This window comes from Nocardia sp. NPDC050408 (genome assembly GCF_044458905.1).
In the GTDB taxonomy this organism is placed as follows: domain Bacteria; phylum Actinomycetota; class Actinomycetes; order Mycobacteriales; family Mycobacteriaceae; genus Nocardia.
Map to the genome: position 1 here is coordinate 265,548 of NZ_JBITIL010000006.1, position 24,776 is coordinate 290,323.

22 protein-coding genes and 2 pseudogenes are annotated in these 24,776 nt (G+C 66.7%); 10 read left to right on the forward strand and 14 right to left on the reverse strand.

The window, feature by feature from the left end:
- Window positions 1-3 precede the first annotated feature (3 nt).
- Window positions 4-480 (forward strand): nitroreductase family deazaflavin-dependent oxidoreductase, encoded by a 477-nt coding sequence (locus ACIBJI_RS20555; RefSeq protein WP_396956673.1) that lies wholly within the window; start codon window positions 4-6, stop codon window positions 478-480.
- A gap of 2 nt (window positions 481-482) precedes the next feature.
- On the opposite strand, the gene ACIBJI_RS20560 is transcribed toward ACIBJI_RS20555, so the two are convergent.
- Together ACIBJI_RS20560 and ACIBJI_RS20565 are read right to left on the reverse strand one after the other, a co-directional pair.
- Window positions 483-791: a hypothetical protein gene (locus tag ACIBJI_RS20560; RefSeq protein WP_364346033.1), complete on the reverse strand. Its 309-nt coding sequence runs from the start codon at window positions 789-791 to the stop codon at window positions 483-485.
- Window positions 792-796: 5 nt separating this feature from the next.
- On the reverse strand, window positions 797-1,435 hold the full coding sequence (locus ACIBJI_RS20565) for an MspA family porin (RefSeq protein ID WP_364346035.1): 639 nt from the start codon (window positions 1,433-1,435) through the stop codon (window positions 797-799).
- 121 nt (window positions 1,436-1,556) lie between these two features.
- Here ACIBJI_RS20565 and ACIBJI_RS20570 point away from each other — a divergent pair, with 121 nt between their 5' ends.
- Window positions 1,557-2,948 (forward strand): amidase, encoded by a 1,392-nt coding sequence (locus ACIBJI_RS20570; RefSeq protein WP_397085273.1) that lies wholly within the window; start codon window positions 1,557-1,559, stop codon window positions 2,946-2,948.
- 1 nt (window position 2,949) lies between these two features.
- Here ACIBJI_RS20570 and ACIBJI_RS20575 read toward each other — a convergent pair whose 3' ends face one another.
- From ACIBJI_RS20575 to ACIBJI_RS20600, 6 genes and pseudogenes are all read right to left on the reverse strand, one after another.
- A complete protein-coding gene (locus ACIBJI_RS20575; RefSeq protein ID WP_397085275.1) occupies window positions 2,950-3,501 on the reverse strand; it encodes a DUF402 domain-containing protein in 552 nt (183 codons plus the stop codon).
- Between the two features lie 71 nt (window positions 3,502-3,572).
- Window positions 3,573-3,680, reverse strand: coding sequence for a DUF6183 family protein (locus tag ACIBJI_RS20580; protein ID WP_397085480.1), 108 nt, complete (start codon window positions 3,678-3,680; stop codon window positions 3,573-3,575).
- A 37-nt stretch (window positions 3,681-3,717) separates the two neighbouring features.
- A pseudogene (locus ACIBJI_RS20585) lies at window positions 3,718-3,765 on the reverse strand (hypothetical protein); the annotation flags it as partial.
- A gap of 371 nt (window positions 3,766-4,136) precedes the next feature.
- Entirely contained in the window at window positions 4,137-5,345 is a 1,209-nt protein-coding gene (locus ACIBJI_RS20590; protein ID WP_397085277.1) for a site-specific integrase, read from the reverse strand.
- 84 nt (window positions 5,346-5,429) lie between these two features.
- Window positions 5,430-6,206 (reverse strand): ABC transporter permease, encoded by a 777-nt coding sequence (locus ACIBJI_RS20595; RefSeq protein WP_396956679.1) that lies wholly within the window; start codon window positions 6,204-6,206, stop codon window positions 5,430-5,432.
- Entirely contained in the window at window positions 6,203-6,850 is a 648-nt protein-coding gene (locus ACIBJI_RS20600; protein ID WP_397085279.1) for an ATP-binding cassette domain-containing protein, read from the reverse strand. Before ACIBJI_RS20600 ends, ACIBJI_RS20595 begins: the two co-directional genes overlap by 4 nt.
- 101 nt (window positions 6,851-6,951) lie before the next feature.
- On the opposite strand from ACIBJI_RS20600, the gene sigJ reads away from it, so the two are divergent.
- Window positions 6,952-7,896: an RNA polymerase sigma factor SigJ gene (sigJ, locus tag ACIBJI_RS20605; RefSeq protein ID WP_396956681.1), complete on the forward strand. Its 945-nt coding sequence runs from the start codon at window positions 6,952-6,954 to the stop codon at window positions 7,894-7,896.
- Window positions 7,897-7,977: 81 nt separating this feature from the next.
- Entirely contained in the window at window positions 7,978-9,156 is a 1,179-nt protein-coding gene (locus ACIBJI_RS20610) for an NAD(P)/FAD-dependent oxidoreductase (protein WP_397085281.1), read from the forward strand.
- A gap of 194 nt (window positions 9,157-9,350) precedes the next feature.
- Here the strand turns inward: ACIBJI_RS20610 and rox are convergent, their stop codons facing one another.
- The 3 genes from rox to ACIBJI_RS20625 form a co-directional block, all read right to left on the reverse strand.
- A complete protein-coding gene (gene rox, locus ACIBJI_RS20615) occupies window positions 9,351-10,778 on the reverse strand; it encodes a rifampin monooxygenase (RefSeq protein WP_397085283.1) in 1,428 nt (475 codons plus the stop codon).
- Between the two features lie 562 nt (window positions 10,779-11,340).
- Window positions 11,341-12,849 carry a carboxylesterase/lipase family protein gene (locus ACIBJI_RS20620; RefSeq protein WP_397085285.1) on the reverse strand — a complete coding sequence of 503 codons (1,509 nt, stop codon included), beginning with the start codon at window positions 12,847-12,849 and terminating at the stop codon, window positions 11,341-11,343.
- A 413-nt stretch (window positions 12,850-13,262) separates the two neighbouring features.
- Entirely contained in the window at window positions 13,263-14,243 is a 981-nt protein-coding gene (locus ACIBJI_RS20625) for an aldo/keto reductase (RefSeq protein WP_396956685.1), read from the reverse strand.
- A gap of 269 nt (window positions 14,244-14,512) precedes the next feature.
- Here ACIBJI_RS20625 and ACIBJI_RS20630 point away from each other — a divergent pair, with 269 nt between their 5' ends.
- Window positions 14,513-15,454, forward strand: coding sequence for a helix-turn-helix transcriptional regulator (locus tag ACIBJI_RS20630; protein ID WP_364346063.1), 942 nt, complete (start codon window positions 14,513-14,515; stop codon window positions 15,452-15,454).
- 326 nt (window positions 15,455-15,780) lie between these two features.
- Here the strand turns inward: ACIBJI_RS20630 and ACIBJI_RS20635 are convergent, their stop codons facing one another.
- Window positions 15,781-16,368 (reverse strand): CGNR zinc finger domain-containing protein, encoded by a 588-nt coding sequence (locus tag ACIBJI_RS20635; protein ID WP_364346069.1) that lies wholly within the window; start codon window positions 16,366-16,368, stop codon window positions 15,781-15,783.
- Window positions 16,369-16,470: 102 nt separating this feature from the next.
- Here ACIBJI_RS20635 and ACIBJI_RS20640 point away from each other — a divergent pair, with 102 nt between their 5' ends.
- The 5 genes and pseudogenes from ACIBJI_RS20640 to ACIBJI_RS20660 all read left to right on the forward strand — a co-directional run bounded on the left by ACIBJI_RS20640 (window position 16,471) and on the right by ACIBJI_RS20660 (window position 22,752).
- Window positions 16,471-17,649: an epoxide hydrolase family protein gene (locus ACIBJI_RS20640; RefSeq protein WP_364346071.1), complete on the forward strand. Its 1,179-nt coding sequence runs from the start codon at window positions 16,471-16,473 to the stop codon at window positions 17,647-17,649.
- A gap of 913 nt (window positions 17,650-18,562) precedes the next feature.
- Window positions 18,563-19,495, forward strand: a complete 933-nt coding sequence (locus tag ACIBJI_RS20645; RefSeq protein WP_364346073.1) for a hypothetical protein — start codon at window positions 18,563-18,565, stop codon at window positions 19,493-19,495.
- 117 nt (window positions 19,496-19,612) lie between these two features.
- Window positions 19,613-21,043 (forward strand): annotated as a pseudogene (locus ACIBJI_RS20650) (MFS transporter); the annotation flags it as partial.
- Window positions 21,026-21,934 (forward strand): carboxypeptidase-like regulatory domain-containing protein, encoded by a 909-nt coding sequence (locus ACIBJI_RS20655; RefSeq protein WP_364346107.1) that lies wholly within the window; start codon window positions 21,026-21,028, stop codon window positions 21,932-21,934. The pseudogene ACIBJI_RS20650 and the gene ACIBJI_RS20655, both read left to right, overlap by 18 nt.
- Window positions 21,931-22,752: a YceI family protein gene (locus ACIBJI_RS20660; protein ID WP_364346075.1), complete on the forward strand. Its 822-nt coding sequence runs from the start codon at window positions 21,931-21,933 to the stop codon at window positions 22,750-22,752. Before ACIBJI_RS20655 ends, ACIBJI_RS20660 begins: the two co-directional genes overlap by 4 nt.
- 89 nt (window positions 22,753-22,841) lie before the next feature.
- On the opposite strand, the gene ACIBJI_RS20665 is transcribed toward ACIBJI_RS20660, so the two are convergent.
- Both ACIBJI_RS20665 and ACIBJI_RS20670 read right to left on the reverse strand, forming a co-directional pair.
- The gene (locus tag ACIBJI_RS20665) at window positions 22,842-23,987 is read right to left on the reverse strand and encodes a sigma-70 family RNA polymerase sigma factor (RefSeq protein ID WP_364346077.1); all 1,146 of its coding nucleotides are present in this window, start codon (window positions 23,985-23,987) and stop codon (window positions 22,842-22,844) included.
- Between the two features lie 6 nt (window positions 23,988-23,993).
- On the reverse strand, window positions 23,994-24,401 hold the full coding sequence (locus ACIBJI_RS20670) for a YciI family protein (RefSeq protein WP_364346079.1): 408 nt from the start codon (window positions 24,399-24,401) through the stop codon (window positions 23,994-23,996).
- Window positions 24,402-24,776: the final 375 nt, after the last annotated feature.

Genomic DNA, 24,776 nt, shown 5'->3' on the forward strand with positions numbered 1-24,776 from the left:
ATTATGGTGTCGAATCCGTTGCCCGCGGTAGCTCGCCGGATCGCGCAGAAGCGCTGGGTCATGCGCACGGCGCCGATAGTGGTGCGGCTGGAGCGGTTTGTGCGGCGGGTCAGTCGTGGCCGCCGCGGTGTGCTCGATCTGGCGGGTTTGCCGTCGATCGAGCTCACCGTCGCGGGTCGCAAAACTGGGATCCCGCGCACCACATCGCTGCTGTATGTGCCGCGCGGTGACGACTTGCTGCTCGTGGGCTCCAACTGGGGCAGCCCCAAGCACCCGGTGTGGTCGACAAATCTGCGGGCGGCCGATACCGCCATCGTCCGGCTCGAGGGTGAGCGGTTCGAGGTGACCGTCAACGAGGTCACCGGTACGGACCGCAAACGCGCCTGGGATCTGGCGGTCGAGTTCTGGCCGGGCTACGAAATGGAGTGCGAGCTGTCCGGCGGGCGGACCTTCCGTATTTTCGAGTTACGCCGCAACTGAATTCACTTCGTGGCAGGCACGATCGGCGCGCCCGGATGCGGGATCGGCGCTGGTGGGGTCAACGCGGCGGCAGGCGAGCTCTGCTTCGCGGGTGGAGGCGGCGCGGCCGGTGTGAGCAGCGGCGGTGCGGCCGGCCCGGGGACGATGACCCGAGACTTGTCGGGGGTCGGCTCGGTGCAGTCGGGGGCATCGGAATCGCCACAGGTGGCGGGCACGATCGGGGCCGCGTGGGTGACGGTCGAGAGTGCGCTCGTGGCGATCGCGAAGACTGCGGCCGTAACCAGGACGGCCCGGCGGGATGCGACGGACATGGCGATCACAACCAGATCGGATCGCCGTACACCGCGACCGAATTGTCGGCGGCATCGGTGGAAATGGTCGCGATCACATACGAGCGCAAGCTGACCGGGCCCATACAGGCATCGATTTTGATCTGCACCTGGTCGGTGGTGATCGAACCATGCGGTCCGGCAAGGGCTTTGGTGCCGAACGGGATGGTCGTGATCGTGCCCGGTTTGAAGGTGGCCGATACGCTGGGTAGTGCCGCGGCCCCGACACCGACGCTCAGGCCGGGAGTTGGCGCGACCATCACATTCACATTCGGCCCGACCGACGCCGCCAGCCCGAGTGAGATGCCGTTGGAAACATCGATCTGGCAACCGATTTGGTAACCCAGCGTGAGTGTGCCCGAGTTGACCGATACACTGCCCGTGCCGGTGATATCGGCAGCCGCGCGCACGCTGACGAAGCCCTCTCGCGTGAAGGCGGTGTCGGCGAGGTCAGGAACTCGATCGAGGTTTTCCGCGGATTTGGTGACTGTCAGCTGCCAGCCGTCCTCGGTGGTGACCGTGCGGGACTGATCCTGCAGTGCGTCCGCCGAAGCCGATTGTGCTGGAACGAAACTCAGCACCCCTGCGGCCAGTAGGCATAGCGGGACGGCGGTCGAGCTATTCATATTGTCGGTCTCCTCGCTCACGTTGCAGTCGAACGATATCCGACGCCGGAGGGGACATCCGTCGACAGGTCGCTTGTCCAAAACGGTGCGTGGTCGCTATCGCGGCGCGCAGAATCCGGATATGCGATTCCATGCCTTCAGCGACGATGTGCTCGCCGACCACGATGCGGTGACGATTGCGAAACTGGTACGTCGAGGGGAGGTCGGCGTGGCCGAGGTCGCCGAGGCGGCGCGAGTGCGGGCCGCGCAGGTCGATCCGACTTTGCGTGCCCTTGTGGTTTCGGCGGAATCCGCGCTGTCGGCGGGTGATCCGGATGCGCCGCTGTTCGGTGTGCCGACGTATGTCAAGGACAACACCGATGTGCGGGGGCTGCCGACCAATTACGGCACCGCGGCGTTCGTCGGGCGGCCCGCCGCGAACGACGGGCCGTATGCGAAACAGTTTCTGAGTACCGGGATGTCGGTGTTGGGCAAGAGTCGACTACCGGAGTTCGGTTTGAACGCGAGTACCGAATTCGCTGCGGCCGAACCGACACGCAATCCATGGCATACGGACTATTCGCCGGGCGCGTCATCGGGTGGTGCGGCCGCGCTGGTGGCCGCGGGTGTGGTGCCGATCGCGCACGGCAATGACGGTGGCGGCTCGATTCGGATTCCGGCCGCGTGTTGCGGTCTGGTCGGCTTGAAGCCGAGCCGAGGACGGCATGTCGATGGTCCACAGGCGCGTTCGATGCCGATCAATCTGGTCTCCGAAGGTGTGCTCACTCGATCGGTGCGCGATACCGCGACGTATTTCGCTGCGGCCGAACGGCATTGGCGCAATCCGAAGTTGCCGCCGGTCGGTCTGGTGGAGGGACCGGCACGGCGGCGGTTGCGGATCGGAGTGATCGCCGATTCCATCACCGGTACCGAAACCTGCCCGCAGACCCGCGCTGTAGTCGACGACACCGTCGCGCTGCTGGAGAAGATAGGGCATGAGGTAGTTCCGATCACCTTGCCGGTCTCGCAACGCTTCGTCGACGACTTCACCACCTACTGGGGGCTTTTGGCATTCCTGATCGAGGCCGGCGGGAAACTCGCGATCGATCCGCGGTTCCAGCCGGGCGATCTGGATGCGTTCACCCATGGACTCGCAGCGATGTATCGCAAGTCCATGGCGCGTACACCGGCCATCCTCTATCGCCTGTCGCAAGTGCGTCGCGCCTACGCGGGTATGTTCCGCGACCACGAACTGATTCTCTCGCCGGTCCTTGTTCACACCACTCCGCGACTCGGGCACCTGAGCCCGACCGTCGCCTTCGACGAACTCTTCGCCCGCCTGATCTCCTGGGTCGCCTTCACCCCGTTGAACAATGTCGCAGGCACGCCCGCGATCTCACTGCCCATGGGTGCCTCCAGCGAAGGTCTGCCGATCGGCATGCAATTCTCCGCCGCCCACGGCGACGAACGCACCCAGCTCGAAATCGCCTTCGCCCTCGAATCCGAACGCCCCTGGCGACGCATCCAGGACTGAACTACCCGGGAATCGCGCGCCAATCCTCGGCGAAGGGCCCCGCGCGGCGCGCGACCATGTCCAATGCCTCTGCACACGCGCCCTCGATCGCATGCTGCCACTGCTCGGGCACCAGCCCGAGCCGAATGGCGAGTGCGTATTCGTCCTGGTCCTTCCAGCGATAGCTCAGATCCGGTTCGACAATGAGATCCAGGTGCAGATCGCTGGTGTCGACACCGTCGGCGGACCGTGTGAACGGCAATTGGAAATTGACGTACCACCACAGGAATTTACTGTGCTCATCCCATGTCGGGACAATCGCAAAATAACGATCGGCGTACATGATCGCGACCCGCGTGGTTCGCTGCCACACCCACCTCCCCATCTCCCACTCTCGCCGGGCATACGCTTCCAGCAACCGCCCCCGCGCCCCCCGATCGCCTTCCCGCATGGACCTGATCCACAACTCCGGCCCCACCCCCTCGGTCCCCGGCGTCAACAACACCCGCAACTCGTCCCCCCGATCCACCACCACCCGCTGCGGCCACTCGGTAAACGGCCGCCCAAAGATCATGTCCCGCACGAGAATCGTTCGACCCACAGCGAAAGGCGTCACCGTACCAGCCTAGTCCGCCGCTTGGTGACTCAGTCGGTATCGGTGGCGGCGAGAACCGACAAACTGGTGCGCCCGGGGGCGAGGGCCACGAAGGCGATATCCCAGGCGACCCGGCGGATGCTCGCTGACCACGACACCTCGCAGCACGATCTCGTGCAGCAGACACGCACGCAGTTCCTCGGAGATCGCCCCGGCCACACCGGCTCCGGCGAAAGCCGCCACCGCATCCTCGGTCGACAGGCTGGAGGCTCGGAAGGACTGACCGTCGGACAGGTGTGGGGCGCTGCCGATGCGGGGCGTAAGGCTGCTGGACCGGTATGCCGACGCTCGTCGGTCCGGCCGCGCAGCTCATGGCCGACCAGTTCCTACTGCGGTCCAAGGATTGGCCGAGTTGTACCGTCGACAGGGCTTCATCCTGATGCCCCCCCGGAGCACCACCGAGTTCGTGCAGTGGCTGGGCGGATTCCCGGGCGGGCCGCCGCCACTGGCCGACGAGACGTTCTTCTACCGGTCCTGACCACCGACAGCTTCGGCCCGACCCCCTGAGCGCGACTTTTCGCGTCGCTGGACCCCATGTGCCGCCCCGACCAGCGCTAGAGGCCGAGTTTGGTGACGGCGTTGTCTTCCAATGGGTTTGCGGTGCGAATGTAGTTGTGGACAGTGCGTGGGTTGGACCAGCGGCCCTGGCGCATGATTTCGCGGTCGCTGGCCCCGCCGAGGGCGGCTTGGGTGGCGAATCCCGCGCGCAGTGAGTGTCCAGAGAAGAGGTCGGGGTCGAGGCCGGCGCGTGCGGCATAGCGTTTGACGAGTTCGGCTATGGCGCGCCCGGACATGGCGTCGGTGCCGATGCCGCCGTGGCGGGTGATGGTGGGAAACAGTGGGAGGGTGTCGTTTTCGGCGAGGGCGGTGCCCTGATAGCCGTGGCAGCGGTGGATTTCCGCAGGCGGCGAAGATGCGTCGGCGAGCCAGGCGCGCACATCACCGGGTGCGCGATGCACCTCGAGCAACTGGATCCAATCGGCGAAGGCGCAGACTGGACAGGTGTGCGGGCGCTGGCCACGGGGAAGTGCGACGCGCTGTTCGGCGATGCCGGTGGGGTCGGTTTTGGTAGTCGGAAGTTGCACGAGCAGTAGCGGTTCACCGGTGCCGTGGTCGAGATCGACTCGCACATCGGCGATCCGCAATCCGGCAAGTTCGCTGCGGCGCAATGCGCCCGCGAATCCGACGAGCAATGCCAGCGCGTCGCGGCGACGCGCTGGCTCGGTCGGCCATCCCGACTCCGGCAACCCCGCGAGCAGTTGTTCGAGGGTGTGCAGCAGCACGGGGCGTTTGCGTTTGGGCTGCGTGCGACGGGTCCGGCGGATACCGCGCAAGGTCAGTCGAACGACATCGGACCGCGTGGGCGACGGTAATCCGTTGGCGGCGTGCACCGCCGCGATGGCCGCCGCCTTGCGCTCGAGCGTGGCCGCACTGAACGCCCACCGCTGCGCTCCGTCGTCACCGTGACGCAGCGCATCCGCCGCCGCTGCCAGATACACCGCGACATCGAGCGGATCCGCGGGCAGCGCTTGGCGGCCCTCCGCCGCACACCATCCGGCCCACGCGATCCAATCGGTTCGATACGCCCGCAAGGTATTCGCCGACTGTGACGCTTCGAGATACCGCCGCAACGCCCCGGCCTGCTCATCATCGAAACGCTCCCGCACCAACCGCAGCGCCACGGTATCGACCAGCACACTGCGCACTCCACGCCGCAACTCGGTGCGCACCGACTCCGGCACCGTGACAATCGCATCGCCCACCCGCTCGCTCCCATCCACCCGGCCCGGCTTTCGATGACCAAGACTATGCGTTCTGCGGGGATTTCCGAGCGGCCGCAACGCGCGTCAGTCGGGTAGTGGTACCAGTCGCTGCGCGTCGTCGAACAGATAGGACTCGGCGACACGCGCGGCGGTGAGCGCGGCAAGAGCGGTGGCCGCGAGCAACATGTACATGACCACGATCTGGTAGCGAATGGCGGTGAGGGGATCGACACCGGCGAGAATGAGGCCGGTCATGGCACCGGGCAGGCTGATCAGCCCGACGACCTTGGTCGCGTCGATCGTCGGAATCAGTGCGGTGCGCAGTGCGGACCTGCGATGCGGCAAAAACGCCTCGCGCGCGGAAAGACCCAGGCACAGGCGCGCTTCGATGGCGGGGCGCGCATTGCGGGCATCCTCGTGCAGTCGGCGCAGTGCGATACCGGTGGCTTGCATGGCGGCGGAGACGATCATGCCGCCGACCGGGACAACCACCCGGGCCTGCGTGGAGATCACACCGAGCAGAATGAGGGCGCCGAGCGTGATGGCAGATCCGGTGCCGACCCCGATGGTCGCGGCCCGGCGCGCTCGCGGCACACCTTTGCCACGTCGGCCCGCCACCTGCCCGGCGATCAGCACCATCAGGACCACCCAGGCCAGCGCGCCCGCTAATCCGGTGTGCCGGAACAGGATCAGCAGAATAGCGCCGACCGCGACCAACTGGGCCGCGGCACGGGTTGCGGCGATGAGCAGTTCGCGGGTCAGATGCAGCCGCTGACGGTAGGCGATCGCGGCGGCCAGTGCGACGAGCACCAGCGAGGTCGCCACACCCGGCCAGCCGGGTACGGAAAGCTGTTGTGTCACTGGGGGTTCCGTTCGTCACCGGGGGACAGGCGCCCGTGTCGCAGTGTCCAGCTGTCGTCGGCCACCTCGGTGACGAATGCGGTGTCGTGGCTGACCAGAATGACACCGCCACCGGCCATGGTGTGTTCGCGAATGAGAGTCGCGACCGCAGCGGCGGATTCGGCGTCGAGGGCGGAGGTGGGTTCGTCGAGCAACAGCACCTCGGGTTCGACGGCCAGCGCCCGCGCCAGGCACACCCGCTGGGCTTGACCGCCGGACAGTTCGAGACAGCGCCGATCACGGAAGTCCGGTAAACCGACCCTGGCGAGCAGCGCATCGATGCGATGGGATGTGAGATCGGTGTGGCCGACCCGGATCTCATCGGCGACGATATCGGTCAGCAGCGTCGGTCGCTGTGGCACCAGCCCGATGCGCCGCCGCAGCTCTGGTGCGGGCAACTGGGTGATCGGGGTGTCATCGAGCAGTATTCGGCCGCTACTCGGCTCGTCGAGCCGGTTGAGCAGCCGCAGCAAAGTGGTCTTGCCGGTGCCGCTGGGCCCGACCACCGCCGTGCACCGAGCTTCCGGGAACGTCACGGCGAGATCGGTGAGTATCGACGTTTCGCCGTGGCTCACGCTGACCCGATCCAGACTGATGTTCGGCACCGTCCCACCATTCCTTATCCGCGTGAGTGTTTCCTGACGGGGCCGGAAAATCGGACGGGGCCGAGTGGACGTGTCCTGCGCACATGCCCGACCATGGGCGGATGTCACTCAGCACGCACGACGCCGATCTGTTCGAAAGCACCAGGGGCCGTCTGGAGGCGATCGCCTACCGGCTGCTGGGATCGGCCGGTGATGCCGAGGACGCGGTGCAGGAGGCATTCCTGCGTTGGCAGGCCGCCGACCGGGACTATGTCCAGACGCCCGAGGCGTGGCTGACCAAGGTGCTCACCAATCTGTGCCTCAACCAGCTCACCTCGGCGCGGGCCAGGCGGGAGACATATGTGGGCCAGTGGTTGCCCGAACCGGTGTTCACCGGAGACCGGATGCTCGGGCCGGCCGATACCGTCGAACAGCGTGAATCGGTGTCGATCGCGATGCTTACGCTGATGGAGCGGCTCTCGGCCAAGGAACGCGTGGTGTACGTGCTGCGGGAGGCATTCGGCTACGCGCACAACGATATTGCCGAAATGCTCGAAATCACCGAGGCAAATTGTCAGCAGATCTATCGGCGCGCCAAACAGCATCTGGCCACCGACCGGGCTCGCGTGCAGGTCGACGAGGCCGCCGCCCGCAAGATCGTCGAGGAGTTCCTCGCCGCGGCGGTCAGCGGTCGAACCGAGACACTGATCAGCCTGCTGACCCAAGACGCGATCAGCATCGGCGACGGCGGCGCCTTCATCCCGACCCGTACCAGGCCGCTCATCGGTGCGGTGCGCGTTGCGCGGTTCCTGCGGCTGTCCATCAAGCCGACCGACGGCAAGCGGAACATGCTCGGCGGCAGGCCCGCCATATTTTCTGCGGTCGCCAATGGCGGGCCCGCCCTGGTGCTGGTGGTCGGTGACCGGGTCGTCGGCATCGTGTGCCTCGAGGTGACCGCCGACGGCATCTCGGCAATCCACGCCCAGGTCAACCCCGAAAAGCTCGAGCGCGCCACCCGTCGGTGGGCTAGCTCCGAACACGGAGCACCCGTTATCGAATCCTGGTGACCCACATCACAGTCCACTTCTGTCAGCATTCGGGCCGCTGTCCGGTTCAGGAAGCGAACCCACCGAGACAGGAGTAAGACCATGAAGCACCGCATCGTCGTCCTCGGAGCCGGATACGCCGGAGCCATTACCGCCGGACGCCTCGCCAAGCGGCTGCACCGTGACGACGTCGAGATCACCCTGATCAATGCCGACGCCGAATTCGTCGAACGAGTGCGCATGCACCAGCTCGCCAGCGGACAGGATCTCCCCGCTCGGCCGCTGCGCGAGGTCTTCGCGGGCACCGGCGTGCAGGTCCGGATCGCACGGGTCACCGCGGTCGATGTGGACCGCAAGACCGTCGACCTGACCGGCGAGAACATTGCCTACGACACCCTCGTGTACGCCCTCGGCAGCACCATCGCCGACTATGGCGTCCCCGGCGTCGCCGAGCACGCCTACAACGTGGCCGGCAAGCAGGCGGCGCTGCGGCTGCGGGCACGCCTGAACGAGTTGCGGGCGGGCGAGACCGCGCTGATCGTGGGCGGCGGTCTGACCAGCATCGAAGTGGCCGCCGAAATCGCCGAGGCACGCCCGGACCTCGCGGTCGCGATCGCCGCGCGCGGCGGCGTCGGTGACTGGCTCGACGAGAAGGCCCAGCGCTACCTGCGCGGAGCTTTCGAGCGGCTCGGCATCACCGTCCACGAGCACGCCGACGTCACGCGCGTCACTGCTAACGGCGTGATCACCGGGGCGGGTAGGGACATCCCGGCCCAAATGACCGTGTGGACAGCGGGTTTCACCGTGCACCCGATCGCGGCCGCGACGAATCTGGCGGTGTCCGATTCCGGGCGGATCGTGGTCGATGCCACCCTCCGCTCGGTTTCACATCCCGATGTGTACGCCGTCGGCGACGCCGCGCACGCCGAAGGGGTCGGCGGCAAACCACTGCGGATGGGTTGCGCCACCGCGACCCCGATGGCATGGCAGGGCGCCGACGTCATCGCAGCTCGCTTGACCGGCGGCAAGGTTCCCGACGCCCCGATCGGTTACGCCAGCCAATGCATGAGCCTCGGTCGCCGCGATGGCATCGTCCAGAAGGTGACGCCCGACGATCAGCCCACGTCCACAGTGATCACGGGCCGTATGGGCGCTCGCATCAAGGAACTCATCTGCGCGGCCGCGGCTTGGAGCGTCGCCCACCCGACCATGATGCTGCCCAGCCGTCGCCGCCACCTCATGGCAACCGGTGCCGCGGAGTACCAGTTCGTCACCCGGTGACGCGGCCACCTGAATGCAGTCCGAGCCCGAAGCCACCGATCCGCACGACCACGGACCGGTGGCTTCGGTTGGCGGAGCGAATATTGTTGCGGCAGAGCTTCATTCGCGCGACAGCCGAGCTTCTGCGACTGGTGCGCAGGCATCGGGGCCGGCGTGAACCGAGGGCTATGATGCCTGCGGGCCCAACTGTTCGCTCAGCTGACGGCAGCGCCGAACCACTTCGGCAGCGCGCCGATCAGATCCTGCTGATCGCCACCGACCCACGCCACATGCCCGTCCGGCCGCAGCAGCACCGCGGGCACCGCCAGTTCCTCGCTGACATCGACGACGTGGTCGACCCGATCCGCCCAGCCTGCCACCGAGAGCTGGCCGGTCTGGTCGAGCAGCAGTCCACGGCCACTGCGCATCAACTCGTAGAGGCGTCCCCGATTCAGCTTCACATCCCGCAGCCGTCGACCGAGCAATTCGTGCCCCGCGCCGAAGTCGTAGCGCACCCCGATCGCAATGATCTGCTCGAGCAGATACCGGTTCACCTCATCGAAGTCCATCAGTTTCGCCACCAGTCGGCGCGCTGCCTGAGCACCCGGCTCGAGCGACATCAGCTCCGTCTGCGCCCGGGTGTTCTCGAGCACGTCGGCGGCCACCGGACGGCGTTCGGTCTCGTAGCTGTCCAGCAGCCCCTGCGGCGCCCAGCCGTCGATCTCGGCGGCCAGTTTCCAGCCGAGATTGAATGCGTCCTGGATGCCGACGTTGAGGCCTTGCCCGCCCATCGGCGGATGGATGTGCGCCGCGTCGCCGGCCAGCAGCACCCGGCCGACGCGGTATTGCTCGGCCAAGCGGGTGGCGTCACCGAAGCGCGAGAGCCAGCGCGCCGAATGTGCGCCGAAGTCGGTGCCGGCGAGCTCTCGGAACTGCTGTTTGAGCTCCTCCAGAGTCGGTGGGACCCGGGGGTTCTCGGCCACACCCGCGGCGGGCGCGACGAGACGGTACACCCCGTCTCCGAGGGGCGCGGCACCGAACCGCAGCTGGGTCTTGCGGACTTCGGCCACGACTGCGGCTATCTCCTCCGGCGGCGCGGTCAGCTCCACCTCGCCCAGTAGCGTCTCGATCCGGGTTGGCTCGCCGGGGAAGTCGACGGCCAGCTGTTTGCGCACCGTGCTGCGGCCGCCGTCGCAGCCGACGAGGTACCGCGAGCACAATTGCGTGCCGTCGGCAAGTTCGACGCTCACCCCGTCATCGTCCTGACTCAGCCCGACCACTTCGCAGTTGCGGCGGATTTCGACGCCGAGTTCGGTGGCGCGCTCGATCAGCAGGCGCTCGGTAACGGTCTGCGGAATGGACAGCACGAACGGATACGTGGTGTCCAACCCTTCCGGTTGGGGTTTCACGATGCCCGCGAAGAAACCGCCGAGCGGGTACTGCTTCCCGAGCGCGAGGACCTTGTCCAACAGGCCGCGCTGATCCATCAATTCGACGCTGCGCGCATGCATGCCGAGCGCGCGCACAACCTTGGTGGGCTCCGCATCCTTCTCTACTACGAGCGCGTGCACGCCGCGCATGCGCAGCTCACTGGCCAACATCACGCCGGTCGGTCCGCCGCCGACCACAATCACATCGATCATCAAAACCCCTCACTCGACCAAGTTGCATTTCCCACCGGCGGTTCGACATCCCCGCGAGACCAGTACTCATTTCCGCAGGTACTGGCTTCGGCAGGAGATTCTGCAGCACGACCCGGGTCTTGCCGCAAGACCCCGGGTGCGCTATATGTTGAAAGGGGCGAGGAGTGAATACCCGTTTCAGCCCTGGGCGACCACTCGGGTCGGGGTGGGCCGCAAGACGGAGGCGGTTGTCGCGGGAGCGGGGAAGGCGTCGGGATCCTGTCCGTAGTGGCGGACGCAGCGTTCGAACAGCGCGAGGTCGGGTTCGATCGTCGCGGTCGCGCGAATCTCCAGGGTCCGGCCGGTTCGGGGGCTACATCCAAGCCGTCCGCGCGATGCAGGCCGCGGTTTCGCCGACGTGCTGACCATGACCTTCCGCACCGCGAAACCCCTGGAAGCCCCGCCGCACCCAGGCCTACGCCAGTTTCCTCGAACTCATCGCCCGCGCCGGAGCCGGGGGGAGTTTTCCCGGCCTCGATCGAGCCGGACGGCCGGACTGGGAACCCTTCTCCCGCTGGTTGTTTCAGCTCGTGAGGTCCAGGGTGTCGAACTGGTGGGCGGACCAGATGCGGCGCGAGGTCTCCTCGGGGTAGGGCTGGGTGGTTGGTTCGGCGTCGTAGACGCGGGTGGTTCGTGTCTGTGGATCGTAGGGTGCCCAGCCGGGTTTGCCAGTCGTCGCGAAGCGCACCCAGTCGGTGCGAATGTGGTGAGCGACGGGGGTGATTTCGTTCGCGGCGTTCGGATGGGCGCAGGGGTGGGCGCGCACCTCGTCGGGGCTGAGGGTGCCGAAGATGAGCAGGAAGTCCAGGGCGTGCGAGGCGCCCTGTTCGGAGTTGAAGCTCCAGGCCAGTTCGTAGAACCATACGGGTCCGCCACCGGCGTGCGCGGCGTCGGCGAGGTGCAGACTCGGCATCCGAAACAGCCAGTCGGAGTTGAGAACCTCGAATCGTTGCCCTGGTGTGGCGTCCGGGTAGGCGGTGCGATAGCGCCCGCTGCCATCTGTGCCGGGTGTGAGGTGGTCGAATGCTGCGGTTATGCGCGCATCGGTTGGCTCGCCGCCGGGCCGAGACGTGTAGAGCCGGTATTCGTCACGGGTGTGGCCGATGAGCAGGTCGATGTCGCGTGCGGCGCCGTCCACGAGCGCACGCCACGGTGCTCGCGGCAGAACCTCGGTGTCGACGACGGGGGAGAACGGTGTCGGCGTGAGCGCCATAGGACCCCAGATATCAACGAATTCCGGCATCTTCCGGATCACCGCGTCCGTCGCGTCGGTCAGTGCGCGCGGCGGGAAACGGGCCAAGTCGCGGACGGTGGCCTTGGCCCCGAGTTGCACGGCGATGGTGGTGGAGATCGCGGCGGCGAGCCGTTCGGAGAAGTAGGTACCCGGCATGCTCTGACTGATCGCCCGTCGAAATAGCCCGGCTGCCGTCGGCATGACAAGCAGCGCGGCAATGCACGCTCCGCCAGCGGACTCGCCGAAAACGGTGACATTGGCTGGATCGCCACCGAACCGGGCGATATTGTCCTGAACCCATCGCAGCGCGGCGATCTGGTCGAGAATGCCGCGGTTGTGCGGGGCTCCGGTGATGTGGGCGAAGCCGTCCGCACCGACGCGATAGTTCATGCTGACCACCACCACACCGGACCGAGCGAGAGTCGCACCGTTCTGGTGCGGATTCGCGGAATTGTTCTCCAGGTATGTGCCTCCCTGGATCCACACCATCACCGGCAGCCTCACGGCGCCGAGGTCGGGTGACCAGACATTGAGCGTCAAACAGTCGGCGGAACCGTCCTCGACACTGCCGGACACCGACGACATCACCGAACCCGTATGGGCCACTTGAGGAACCGGTGGACCGAACTCCAGCGCGTCACGGACGCCATCCCACCGCTGCGCCGGAACAGGAGCGCCGAATCGACGTGCGCCGACCGGTGGCTCGGCATAGGGGATGCCCCGAAAGACCGCGACGTCGCTCTCCCACCTGCCACGCACAACTCCGGCAGCCGTGCGGATTTCAGGTTCGAGACTCACTCTGGTACTCGCTTCCCTCGGTAGGTCATCTGCTGACTCATCAACTTGTCGACGAGTACGGGTAGCCCCTGCGCTACCTGACTCGTCGCTCAACCGCACCGGCGGCCACGAACACAACTACCCGTCAGTTTGCACCATCGACCGCGGATCCCATTGGCTCTCAACAGTATTCAGAAGCTAGGAATCTAGGTTCGGGTCGAAACCGGTGGAAGCAACGGCACCCGGTGTCGTGAGTCGCCACGCCCGGCCGTTCCTCAGCCGATATTGCCGCTCGCCCACGGGCGAATTTGTCGGATTGCGGACGGCCCAGCGGCGTTTGATCCGGTCACCTGCGATGATCCGCCAGTGAGTCAGTCCTTCTCCTGCGCGAACTCCGGGATCGCGGGCTGACCCGGGCGCAGCGACGCCGACGGTCAGCGGTCGATGGTGGCCATGTTCGCCTCGTCGTGGCGCTCACCTGCGGCCGGGGTGAGGTTGTTCAGGCGGTCGAGCTGAGCGGTGCTGAGTTCGATGGCGTCGGCGGCGGTGTTTTCTTCAACGCGCGAGACCCGCCGGGTTCCGGGGATGGGGGCGATGTCGTCGCCGCGGGTCAGCAGCCACGCCAGTGCGGTCTGCGCCGGGGTGGCGCCGACCTCGGCGCCGATGGCCTGTACTTCATCGACGATGCGCAGGTTGCGCTGGAAGTTCTCGCCGGTGAAGCGCGGGTTGGTCTTGCGCCAGTCGTCGTCGGCGAAGTCGTCGACGGTGCGGATCTGCCCGGTCAGCAGGCCATGGCCGAGAGGCGAGTAGGGCACGAACCCGATACCGAGCTCCCGCAGCAGCGGGAGGATTTCGGCCTCGATGTCGCGGGTCCACAGAGAGTATTCGGTCTGCAGTGCGGCCACCGGATGTACGGCATGCGCGCGGCGGATCGTCTCGGGGCCGGCCTCCGAGAGTCCGATGTGGCGCACCTTGCCTTCGGCGACCAGCTCGGCCAGCGCGCCGACAGTCTCCTCGATGGGCGTTTTCGGGTCGACGCGGTGCTGGTAGTAGAGGTCGATGTGGTCGGTGCCCAGCCGCAGCAGCGATCCTTCGACCGCGGCCTTCACGTTGCCGGCGCTACTGTCGATGACGCCGGGGCCGCCGCCGGCGTGGGAGACGAGACCGAACTTCGTCGCTACCACAACGTCGTCGCGCCGGCCCTTGATGGCCTTGCCGACGATTTTCTCGCTGTGGAAGGGGCCGTAGATCTCGGCGGTGTCGATGTGGGTGACCCCGAGGTCCAGGGCCCGGTGGATGGTGCGGATCGACTCGGCGTCGTCGAGCCCCCCTCCCGTGGTGTAGGTGCCGGCCATGGTCATGGCTCCCAGGCCGATGCGGGAGACATCGAGCCCACCCAGGGATACGTGCTTCATCAGGTTCTCCTTGTCGTGACGGCCGTCAGGCCCGGTCGGTAGTCATGGTCGGTGCTGCTGCACCAGCTGGCGGACCGTGCTTCTCCGACAGCGCCGCAGAGAGGCTGGAGACCAGCCGCGCAAGCCAGCCGCCGTATCCGGGCCATTCGCACTGCCGTGGCAGGTGCATCACCAACAAAACCAGTTGTCACGGGAGTGTGGGAGTCCCTGATGAGGGGGTCACTGACAGGGACCCCCAACCCGGCGGAAGCGCTCGTAGGGTGGAGCCCATGGCAGGAACCAACCGTGACATCCGTGCTGATTTCCGCGCGGAGATCCGGGAATTCCTGGGCACGCGACGAGCCAGGGTCACCCCCGAGCAGGCCGGACTGCCCCTATACGGCGGAGACCGCAGACGGGTCACCGGGCTGCGCCGCGAGGAGGTCGCCCTGCTCTCGGGAATCTCCAGCGAGTACTACACACGGCTGGAGCGTGGCAACGCCACCGGCGTCTCCGAAAGCGTCATCGATGGCATCGCGCGAGCACTCCAGCTCGACGAGGCCGAACGAATCCACCTGCTCGACCTCCTGCGCGGCGCCGGCACAACCCGTCCACCACGCCGCCGGCCCACCCAGCAGCGGGTGCGACCTGCGGTGCAGCGCGTTCTCGACTCAATGAGCGGCACACCCGCGTTCATCCTCAGCGGGCGCGGGGACATCCTGGCCGCCAACCATCTCGGGCGCGCACTGTTCTCGCCGGTCTACACCGACCCCGCGCGGCCGCCCAACAACGCCAGGTTCGTCTTTCTCAGCCCACACGCGACCGAGTTTTTCCGCCACTGGGACGAGGTCGCAGGGGACACGGTTGCCATGCTGCGCGCCGAGGCCGGCCGCGATCTCTACGACCGGCGGCTGACGGATCTGATCGGGGAGCTGTCCACCCGCAGCGAGGACTTCCGTCGCCGCTGGGCGGCCCACAACGTCCGGATGCACACCACCGGCGTGAAGCTCCTCCACCACCCGGTCGTCGGCGACCTCGACCTGCCCTTCGAAACCTTCCCACTCGGCGACGGCCCCCGCCAGTTCCTCCTCACCTACACCGCCGAGCCCGCGTCACCCTCGCAGGACGCCCTGAACCTGCTGGCCAGCTGGGCTGCGACCAACGACGACGTCGAGCGCTCCGCGCCGGCCAATGACTCCGAGCCAGCCGATTCGGCCGAGACACCCGACTGAACGACGAGCCACATGGGTCGACAAGTCCGCCGCGAACACCACAACTGACCCACCCGGACAGCACAGCGTTCAGCACCATGCCCAGGCATCTCGACCCGCCAGAACCGCTGGTCGACCTCGGGCGACCAACTCCTGACGCGCGTGTCGAAACCGTAAGCCCGCCCAGCAGTTACCTGCGCGTCCTTCTTTGCTGCTCGGCCTACGGGCCTTGGTTCAGGTCCAGTCGGGAGCAGGCACTGTGGCCGATGCTGACCGAAACCTAGGGTAGGCGACCGACTGTCCGGCCGACTCCCTCCTTCCAGGGCCGCCCTCCCGGGCAAGCCAGATCAGATGACACCCGTCCGTGCGGCAGTCCCGTTCTTGCGCTGGTTGGCATTGAAGCGCGCCTTCTTCTGGCGATTCCCGCACGTGTTCATGTCACACCATTTGCGGGTGCGACTTTGACTGGTATCGAAGAACGCGGCTTGGCAGGTTGGCGATGCGCACAAGGCCAATTTTCCGTCTCGTTCGCCTGCGATGATGCTGATTGCGTCGGCGGCGATCACGCTCAGGGCATCTTCTACGCAGGAAGCCGAGCTAAGCCGCCATTGACGATTGCCCTCGGGCGTCAGGATAGCCGCGGCCCGACCCTGAATGCTGCAGTCATTGATGATTTGGATTGCAGGCGCGGGGAGAGGGTCTTGGATCGCGGCCGCTGTCGCGGCGGCGTGAATTGATTCCCTCAGTTCCCGAGCGAGTTCGAGCTGGGCGGTGGTGCAGGACTCCACGGCTAGGCCGTTCACTGCCAGCCAGTCGACGAGTCGCTGCGGCGTGGGAATGCGTTCCACAGCGTCGCCACACCGCTCCGACAGAGTCCCCGTGAAGCTGGTCGCTAGCACGTTGCCGAGACGAAAGTCAGGGAACCGAGCGCGCATGGAACCACCTTAGCAGGTTGCACGCTGACATCGGTCATGTTAGAACCGTCTTAGCCGGTTCGAGATAAGTCTAAGCCGGTTCCACGATGACCAGGAGGTCTCATGCCCACACATTGTCCAACCAGCGAGGTGCAAGCATTCGAAGCCCACGCAACTGACGCTGACCTCGACGATCTGCGCGCGCGACTGGCCGCGGCGCGGCTACCGGAAGCTGAGACGGTCTATCGCGCCGCGCCCGACCCTCGCCGATGGGAACAGGGCGTTCCTCTCGCCGACCTCGTCGATGTCGTGAACTACTGGCGCACCGGGTACAACTGGCGATCGTTCGAAGAGCGCCTCAACCGGATCGGCCAATTCCGCACGACCATTGATGATCTGGGAATCCACTTCCTGCACCGCCGATCCGGGCGCGCAGATGCCACTCCTCTGATCTTGACGCACGGGTGGCCAGACAGCATTGCTCGGTTCATCGATGTAGTAGACGAGCTGGCAGATCCGAAAGATGCAGACGCGCCGGCGTTCCACGTCGTGGTTCCATCGCTGCCAGGCTTTGGTTACAGCGACAAGCCGGCCACCACCGGGTGGGGAACCGAAAAGATCGCGGCCGCATGGGTGGAACTGATGGGAAGGCTCGGCTACAGCAAGTTTGCAGCCCACGGCGGCGACTGGGGAGGCAATATCACTACGGTTCTCGGCGGCAGGTTCCCGGCGCACATTCTCGGCATTCATACAACGTTCGCGGAGCCGCCGCCCGGATTGACAACGGACAGGCTGACGGCGGCCGAGCGCAAGTGGACCGAGGAAACCCGCGATTTCTGGCGCCACCGCGCGGCATACGCGAAGCAGCAGGCGACCCGACCGCAGACCATCGGCTACTCGCTCGTCGACTCACCGATCGGGCTTCTTGCCTGGATCCTCGACAAGTTCGCCGAGTGGACAGATACCGAAGACAGCCCGTTCGAGACGATTTCCAGAGACCGTGTTCTTGACGACGTCACCCTGTACTGGCTGACGCGGACCGGCGCGTCGGCGGCCCGCATCTACTACGAAAGCCACAACTCGCTCGACCCCGAACTTCGGGTCGACGTCCCGTCGGCACTCACTATGTATCCCCGCGACGTCGAGAAGTGTCCGCGCCCCTGGGCGCAGGAGCGGTACCGACAGATCGTCCGATGGAAGTCGCCCGAAACCGGGGGACATTTCCCGTCGCTGGAGGTTCCCGAGTATTTCGTCAAGGACCTGCAAGAAGGCCTCGCGGCAGTGCTGGCCGCTAATCGGTGAACGTGGCTGGGTGCCGGGATTCGGAATTAGTCCGGGATCTGAGCTGCGCGCCGAATGCTCTGCGCGGCACGGGGTCTCGGTTAAAAGGTTTTGCGGTCGCGTTCGTGGGTTTCTTCCCAATCGTTGTGTGCCCGGGTTGATCGCATAGGGCACTTGGCCCCTGTGCTCAGGTGCCGCCCCCTGGTGCGAGCCCGGGACCGCGGTGGGAACTTATCGGTCGCAGCCGACCCTGCGGAGCGGGGTTGCACGGGCGAGTGGAGGGGCGAGAGTGGGAAGCGCAGGAGGACGGGGAAACTAGAAGTCCCCGATGCGGATGTTCCCCGCCTCGGGGTGAGGGGCCGGCGGCAGCCTGCCACATGTGAATGTGACCGCTGTCTCGCACCCCCGCGCCATGGAGCGCCGTCAGAACCACGCCACATAGCGGTCACATTCTCACGCGCCGTTGTCCGCGCGGGATTCGTTTGCCGGGCAACGACTCTTTGGAATCAGGGTCGGGGGTACCCAGTTTTCGCTGGTTCCGTTGGTGTTTCGTTGCGTATGCGCAAACCAAACGTAAACGGAACTCGTGCAGGCGGATTGCGGGGGCCCGGGGAAGTCTGACCTCCGATAATGTTCACTTATCGGAGGTCAGACTCGGTGGGTTCTCCGGCCGAACATGTTGGGGCGACCTGTATTTCGTTTCGTGGAAATACGTTGGATTCGACGAAACCAACGCTACGATTCCGTGGTGTCCAACGTTTGTAATTACCCCGGATGTGCTCGACCGATTACGCGCGGAGGCGGGCCGGGGCGACCCTCGGAATACTGTGACCATCCGGAGCACACCCGGTGGCGCGCTTGGCGGGAACGGCAACGGCAGCAACAGGAGTCGCAGGCACCGGCGGCTGCTGTCACTGTGACGCAACAGGGGCCGGTGACAGTGGCTCGGCTGCGCGCGGATGAGTTGCTCACGCAATTCCGTGGACTGGCCGATCAACTGGGGAACACGCTGAATGCGGCGGTGGCCGAATTGTCCACGCTGGCCGATCCGGCGATCGCCGAGGCACAAGTGCAGGCCGTGCAGGCGGATGCGGCACGACGCATCGCAGAGGCCGAGGTCGCCACGGTGGCTGCGGACCAGGCGCGGCGCGAAGCGGAGGAGGCGCGCGCGGCCGCGGAATCGGCCGCCGACGATGCGGCGAGTGCGGCCGAACATGCGGAATCGCTGGTCGCCGAGGCGGATATGGCGCGCTTGGATGCACTGCGTGAGGTCGAGCGGGTGACCAAACAGGCCGCCGACGATGTCTTCGCGGCGCGCAGTGAGGCCGATGCCGAGATCCGTACCATCCGTCGCGAGGCCGCCGACGATGTGGAACGCGCCCGGCAGCAGGCCACCGAGGATGTGGAACTGGCGCGGCGCAAGGCGGCGACGGAAATCGAACAGATCCGCCGTGAGTCCGCCCAGCAGATCACCGCGGCCGGTGCCGAACGCGATCTGGCGGTACAGCGCGCGGCCGATGCTGAACGCGCCATCGAACGCGCCGAACAGGCTGTGGTCGAACGCAATCAGGCCGTCGCGGAGGGGCGCGAGGAATTGAACCGACTGCGCGAGGAACTGGATCGCACGCGCGGCGAACTCGTCGAGGTGCGCCGCGCGTCAAGTGCGGAGGTCGCGACAGTGCGAGCCGAATCAGCGACCGCACTCGAACAGGCGCGGCGTGAAGCCGCCGAACGCCTCGCCGCACTAGACGACGCCCGCGCCCAAACCTTGGCCCGCGCCGAACGTGCTGAACGCCAACTCGACCAAATGGTCGCCGAATCCCGCCGGGGCCCAGCCGCATTGGCGTCCGACGGCACCCTCGGTTAGCGAGCGACGGTCGGACGAGGCCGCGGTCCTCGATCCGCTCGACCGACTCTTTGAACCCGCGCGAGCCTGCCCAGCTGCGTAATTGTGTATGTTACACGCGGTATGTATCGTACATATGTGACTGTTGCTGTCGACGCGTCCTCGACCGTTTCTGGTTCCGACGACCGGCGTTCTCCCGCACCGGGCGTGCTCATCGCGACACTAGGTGGGGCCGGTGTCGTCGTCGCACTCATGCAGACGCTGGTAATTCCGATCATTCCGTTGTTGCCCACGCTGCTGAACACCTCGGCGTCCAACGCGTCCTGGGTCGTGACGGCTACGCTGCTGGCCGGTGCGGTGTCGACTCCGATCAGTGGCCGTCTCGGTGACATGTTCGGCAAGCGGCGGATCCTGTTCGCGAATCTGCTTATGGTGATTGTCGGCTCGGCGGTCTGCGCCTCCTTCTCCACACTGGTGCCAGAAATCGTCGGCCGCACGTTGCAGGGTGCGGCGGTCGGCGCGATCCCGCTGGGTATCAGCATCATGCGCGACGAGCTGCCGACCGAGCGGGTAGGTTCGGCGATCGCGATCATGAGCGCGACACTCGGTGTGGGCGGTGCGATCGGCCTGCCGGTCGCGGCGGCCATCGCCCAGAACGCGGACTGGCATGTGCTGTTCTGGACATCGGCCGGCCTCGGTGTCATCTGTGCCGCACTGGTTTTCGTATTCGTGCCGGAGTCGCCGGTGCGCACGCCCGCGCGGTTCGACTTCGGCGGTGCGGTAGGGCTGGTGGTGGCGCTGGTCGCGCTGCTCATCGCGATCACCAAGGGCGCGGACTGGGGCTGGGACAGTGCGCGCATTCTGGTTCTCGCCGCGGTGGCGCTGGTGGTGTTACTCGGCTGGGGCGCTTACGAACTGCGGCAGCGCGCGCCGCTGGTCGATGTGCGGGTCTCGGCGCGGCCCAGGGTGCTGTTCACCAATCTCGCGTCCATCGCGGTCGGATTCGCGCTCTACGGTATGTCGCTTACCTTCCCACAGTTGCTGATGGCGCCGGAGCAGACCGGCTACGGCTTCGGGCTGACCATGATCAACGCCGGATTGGCGCTCGCACCAACCGGATTGGTGATGATGCTGCTCTCGCCGGTGTCGGCGCGGCTGTCAGCGAGCCGCGGGCCGAAGCTCACCCTGGCGCTCGGCTCCGCGGTCATCGCCATCGGCTACCTGTGCGCAGTGCTGCTGATGAACAGCGTATGGGGGATTGTGATCGCGGGGGTGATCGTCGCGGGCGGCGTCGGTCTGGCTTACGCGGCGATGCCCGCACTGATCATGGGCGCAGTGCCGATAACCGAGACCGCCGCGGCCAACGGTCTGAACTCGCTCATGCGGGCGATCGGCACATCGGTCTCCGCCGCGGTGATCGGTGTGGTGCTGGCGCACATGACAATATCGCTCGGCCCGCACGTATTACCGTCTCGCGATGGGTTCCACACCACGTTCTTCACCTGCATGGCGGGGGCAGTGGTGGCAGTCGTGCTGGCGGCCTGCATCCCGATGGGGAAGGCGACAGCGCCGGTCTTGTCCGGGACCGAACCGGTGCCGGTCGAGTCGGTCGAGTCGGTCGAACAGAATGGTCGAGGCGTCGGTCCTCTCGATGCCTCGTCGCAAATCGCGGAATCCTCCCAGGCCGAGTTCGACGGTGGGCTGCTCTGTGGTCGCATCCACCGCGACGACGGCCGCCCGGTGCCGAGTGCCGCATTGACGCTGATCGACCCGCGTGGCCATCAAGTCGCGCGGGCGACCGGAGCTGGCGACGGCAGCTATGCGTTGAGCGCACCGGAGGCAGGAAGCTATGTGCTGATCGTATCGGCGACAGGGCACCAGCCCGCAGCCGTCAACGTGGCCGTCGGTCGGCGCCGGCAGCAGTTGGACCTCACCCTTATGGGTTCCTGCGAGCTGTCGGGCGTGGTCCGCACGGCCGGACACGGTGAGCCGCTGCCCGGTGCGACCATCACGCTGACCGACCTGTGTGGCGAGGTCCTCGCAACGGCCACAACAGCCGATGACGGCGCCTACGTATGCCATGGCCTGGTCTCGGGTATCTACACCGTGGTCGCGGTTGCCGAGCGCATGCGCCCCAGCGCGACCGCGCTGACAGTGCCGGACGGCGGGCTCTCGCGCCACGACATCGAACTGGCTCCGCTGGCAGTACTCGCTGGATCGGCGTGGGCCGATAGCCGAGCCGCGCCGGATATCCACATCCGGGTGCTCGACGAGTCGGGCGAGCTGACCGCAACGGCACGCACCGACGAAAACGGCCGCTATATCGTGCCCGATCTGCCCGCAGGCCGGTACACCGTCGTCGCTCGCGGCTATCCACCGGTGACCAGTCAGATCACCGTTTCCGGCGGCGAAACCACCCACGACGTGCGGCTCGGCTACAGGTCGGAGGACGGCTCATGAGCGGGTTGACCGTCCGCATCCGGACCGCCGAAGGCTGGCCGGTGGCGAATGCGGTGCTGACCGCGACGGATATGAGCGGACGCCAGATCGCCCGCGCGGTCGCCGATGAGACCGGGACAGTGGTCACCGAGCTACTGCCCCCGGGCGTTCATACCGTGGTCGTCACCGGCGCCGGATACCAGCCAGTTGCACGAACCGTCCAGATCTCTTCGGCGGGAACGGGCTTGCTCGGCGCGATCGTACTGGCGCCAGCGGCAGACGCGATAGCGCCGCCGCCGGCTGGACCGTGGACAATCGACCCGGCGCACTCCACGGTGATCGTCACCGCACGCCACCTGGGCATCGCGAGTATCAAGGCCCGATTCGCCGAAGTGAGTGGGAGCCTCGATGTCGCCGAGCCGTTCGAGCGATCTTGCGGGCACGCCGAGATCAAAGCGGCGAGCATCGATTCCGGTATCTCGATGCGTGACAACCACCTGCGTTCGCCCGAGTTCTTGGATGTCGACAGTTATCCGGTGATCACCTACACCGGCAGCGGACTGCGCCGCACCGGCGGCGCGACCTGGGTGATGTCCGGTGAGCTGACCTTGCACGGGCAGCGTCGCTCGATCGATCTCGAGCTGACCTACGGCGGCTGCGGAGCCGACCCGTGGGGCGGTGTGCGCGCCGCGTTCCACGCCGAAACCCTGTTGCACCGCAATGATTTTGCGATCGATTACAACGCCATGGTTCGCGCGGGAGTGGCCGCCATCGGTACCACTGTCAAGATCGACCTGGACATCGCGGTGGTGCAGGGGACGCAGCTTCCCGCGATGTAGCTCCGCCGGAGCTGAGTCGGTAGCACGTGGTATCCGACGGCGCACCTGGTTAGAGCTATCAACCGGACTCGTCGAGACCGGGCCCGCGCTCAACTGCGCAGCTGCGCGTTGAGTCGTGCCGCCTGGCGCGTGAGGTGGTCGCGTTCGGGGAGGCTGGTCGCCGAGCGGGCGGCTTCGGCGTAGAGCCGTGCCGCGGTTACCGGGTCACCGTCACGCTCGCGCAGGTATGCCGCGACGGCGGTGTGGCGGGGTAGGGCGGAGTCGAGCTCGGCCAGGGCGGCCAGGCCGGCCCGCGGGCCGTCGGCCTCGCCGACCGCGACCGCCCGGTTGAGGCGGGCCACCGGGCTGTCGGTGAGGCGCACCAGTTCGTCGTACCATTCGACGATCTGCACCCAGTCGGTCTCCTCGACCGTCCGGGCGTCGGCGTGGAGCGCGGCGATGGCGGCTTGGACCTGGAACTCACCTAGGCGGTCGCGCGCGAGGGCGGCCTGCAGCACGTCGACGCCCTCGGCGATCAGACGGGTATTCCACAGGCTGCGGTCCTGCTCGGCAAGCGGCACGAGCCTGCCGTCGGTGCCGGTCCGTGCCGGGCGCCGCGCATGGTGCAGCAGCATGAGCGCCAGCAGGCCCGCGACCTCCTCATCGTGGGTCTTGGTCGCCAGCTGGCGAGTGAGCCGGATCGCCTCGCCGGCGAGGTCGACGTCGCCGGAGTAGCCCTCGTTGAAGACCAGGTAGAGCACCCGCAGCACCGTGGCGACGTCACCGGGCTGGTTGAACCGGACGTTCGAGACGGTCCGCTTGGCCCTGCTGATCCGCTGGGCCATGGTCGCCTCGGGCACGAGGTAGGCCTGCGCGATTTGACGCGTGGTCAGGCCCCCGACCGCGCGCAGCGTGAGCGCGACGGCCGAAGCCGGTGTCAGAGACGGGTGCGCGCAGAGGAAGTACAGCTGCAGCGTGTCGTCCACCGCCTCGCCCGGGTCGGGCCTGGGCTCGATTTCGACGAGCACCTCGCGCCGCTGCCGGGAGGTATCGGAGCGGGCAGCGTCGAGAAACTTGCGCCAAGCCACAGTGACCAACCAGCCCTTGGGATCTCGCGGCGGATCATCCTGCCACGCGCGCACCGCTTCGACCAGGGCGTCCTGCACGGCATCCTCGGCCGCCGCGAACTCGGCTCCGCGACGGACGAGGATCCCGATCACCGTGGGGGTGAGGGTCCGCACCAGGGCCTTGTCCACCGTGCGTTACTCCGTGATGGTCGGGGGCGCGGTCAGGAACGGTCGCACCTCGAGCCACTCCTGGACTGGTTTGCCACCCGCCCCCGGAGCCGCGGACAACTCGCCGGCCAGCTCGAGCGCCCGCTCGTGGGTGTCGACATCGATCACCACCCAGCCGGCGATCAGGTCCTTGGTCTCCGCGAACGGGCCATCGGTGATCGGCGGCCGCCCCTCGCCGTCGGAGCGGATGAACGTGCCCTCCGGGGACAGCGCCTGACTGTCGACGAACTCGCCGGTGCCCTCGAGCCGCGCGGCGAAGTCCTGCATGTACTGCACGTGGGCCGAAAGCTCCTCCGGTGTCCACTGGTCCATCGGCACATCGTTGGCCGAGGCCGGCGCGCCTCGGTAATGCTTGAGCAGCAGGTATTTGGCCATCGTGTTCTCCTCGGTACGGTACGGCCCATTCTGGCCGTGTTCATTTCGGGGACGAAGCCGCCGGTTGATTCTCGACATCCCACGGCGAAATTTCTGGCGGACTTCGAAACTCGTTCGATTATGGTCCTCAGACTTTGTCGCGCGTCCAGTCGTGGCCGCGAGTGTCCCTGGGATGGAGCTGGTGGCGCATTCTCGACAGCCCAAGCCGTGCTGAGATCTAGAATCTGCTTCTGCCTGGTGGCGCCCCAGGCGCCGAACGAGAACCCGCGCGCACACGCCGAAGCCGCCATCGGACGCGCCATGTGCCTCTGAGAAGATAGATTGCCGCCACGATCCTTGTCGCCGTTGCCATTTGGCGGTCGGAGCCATTGCGGC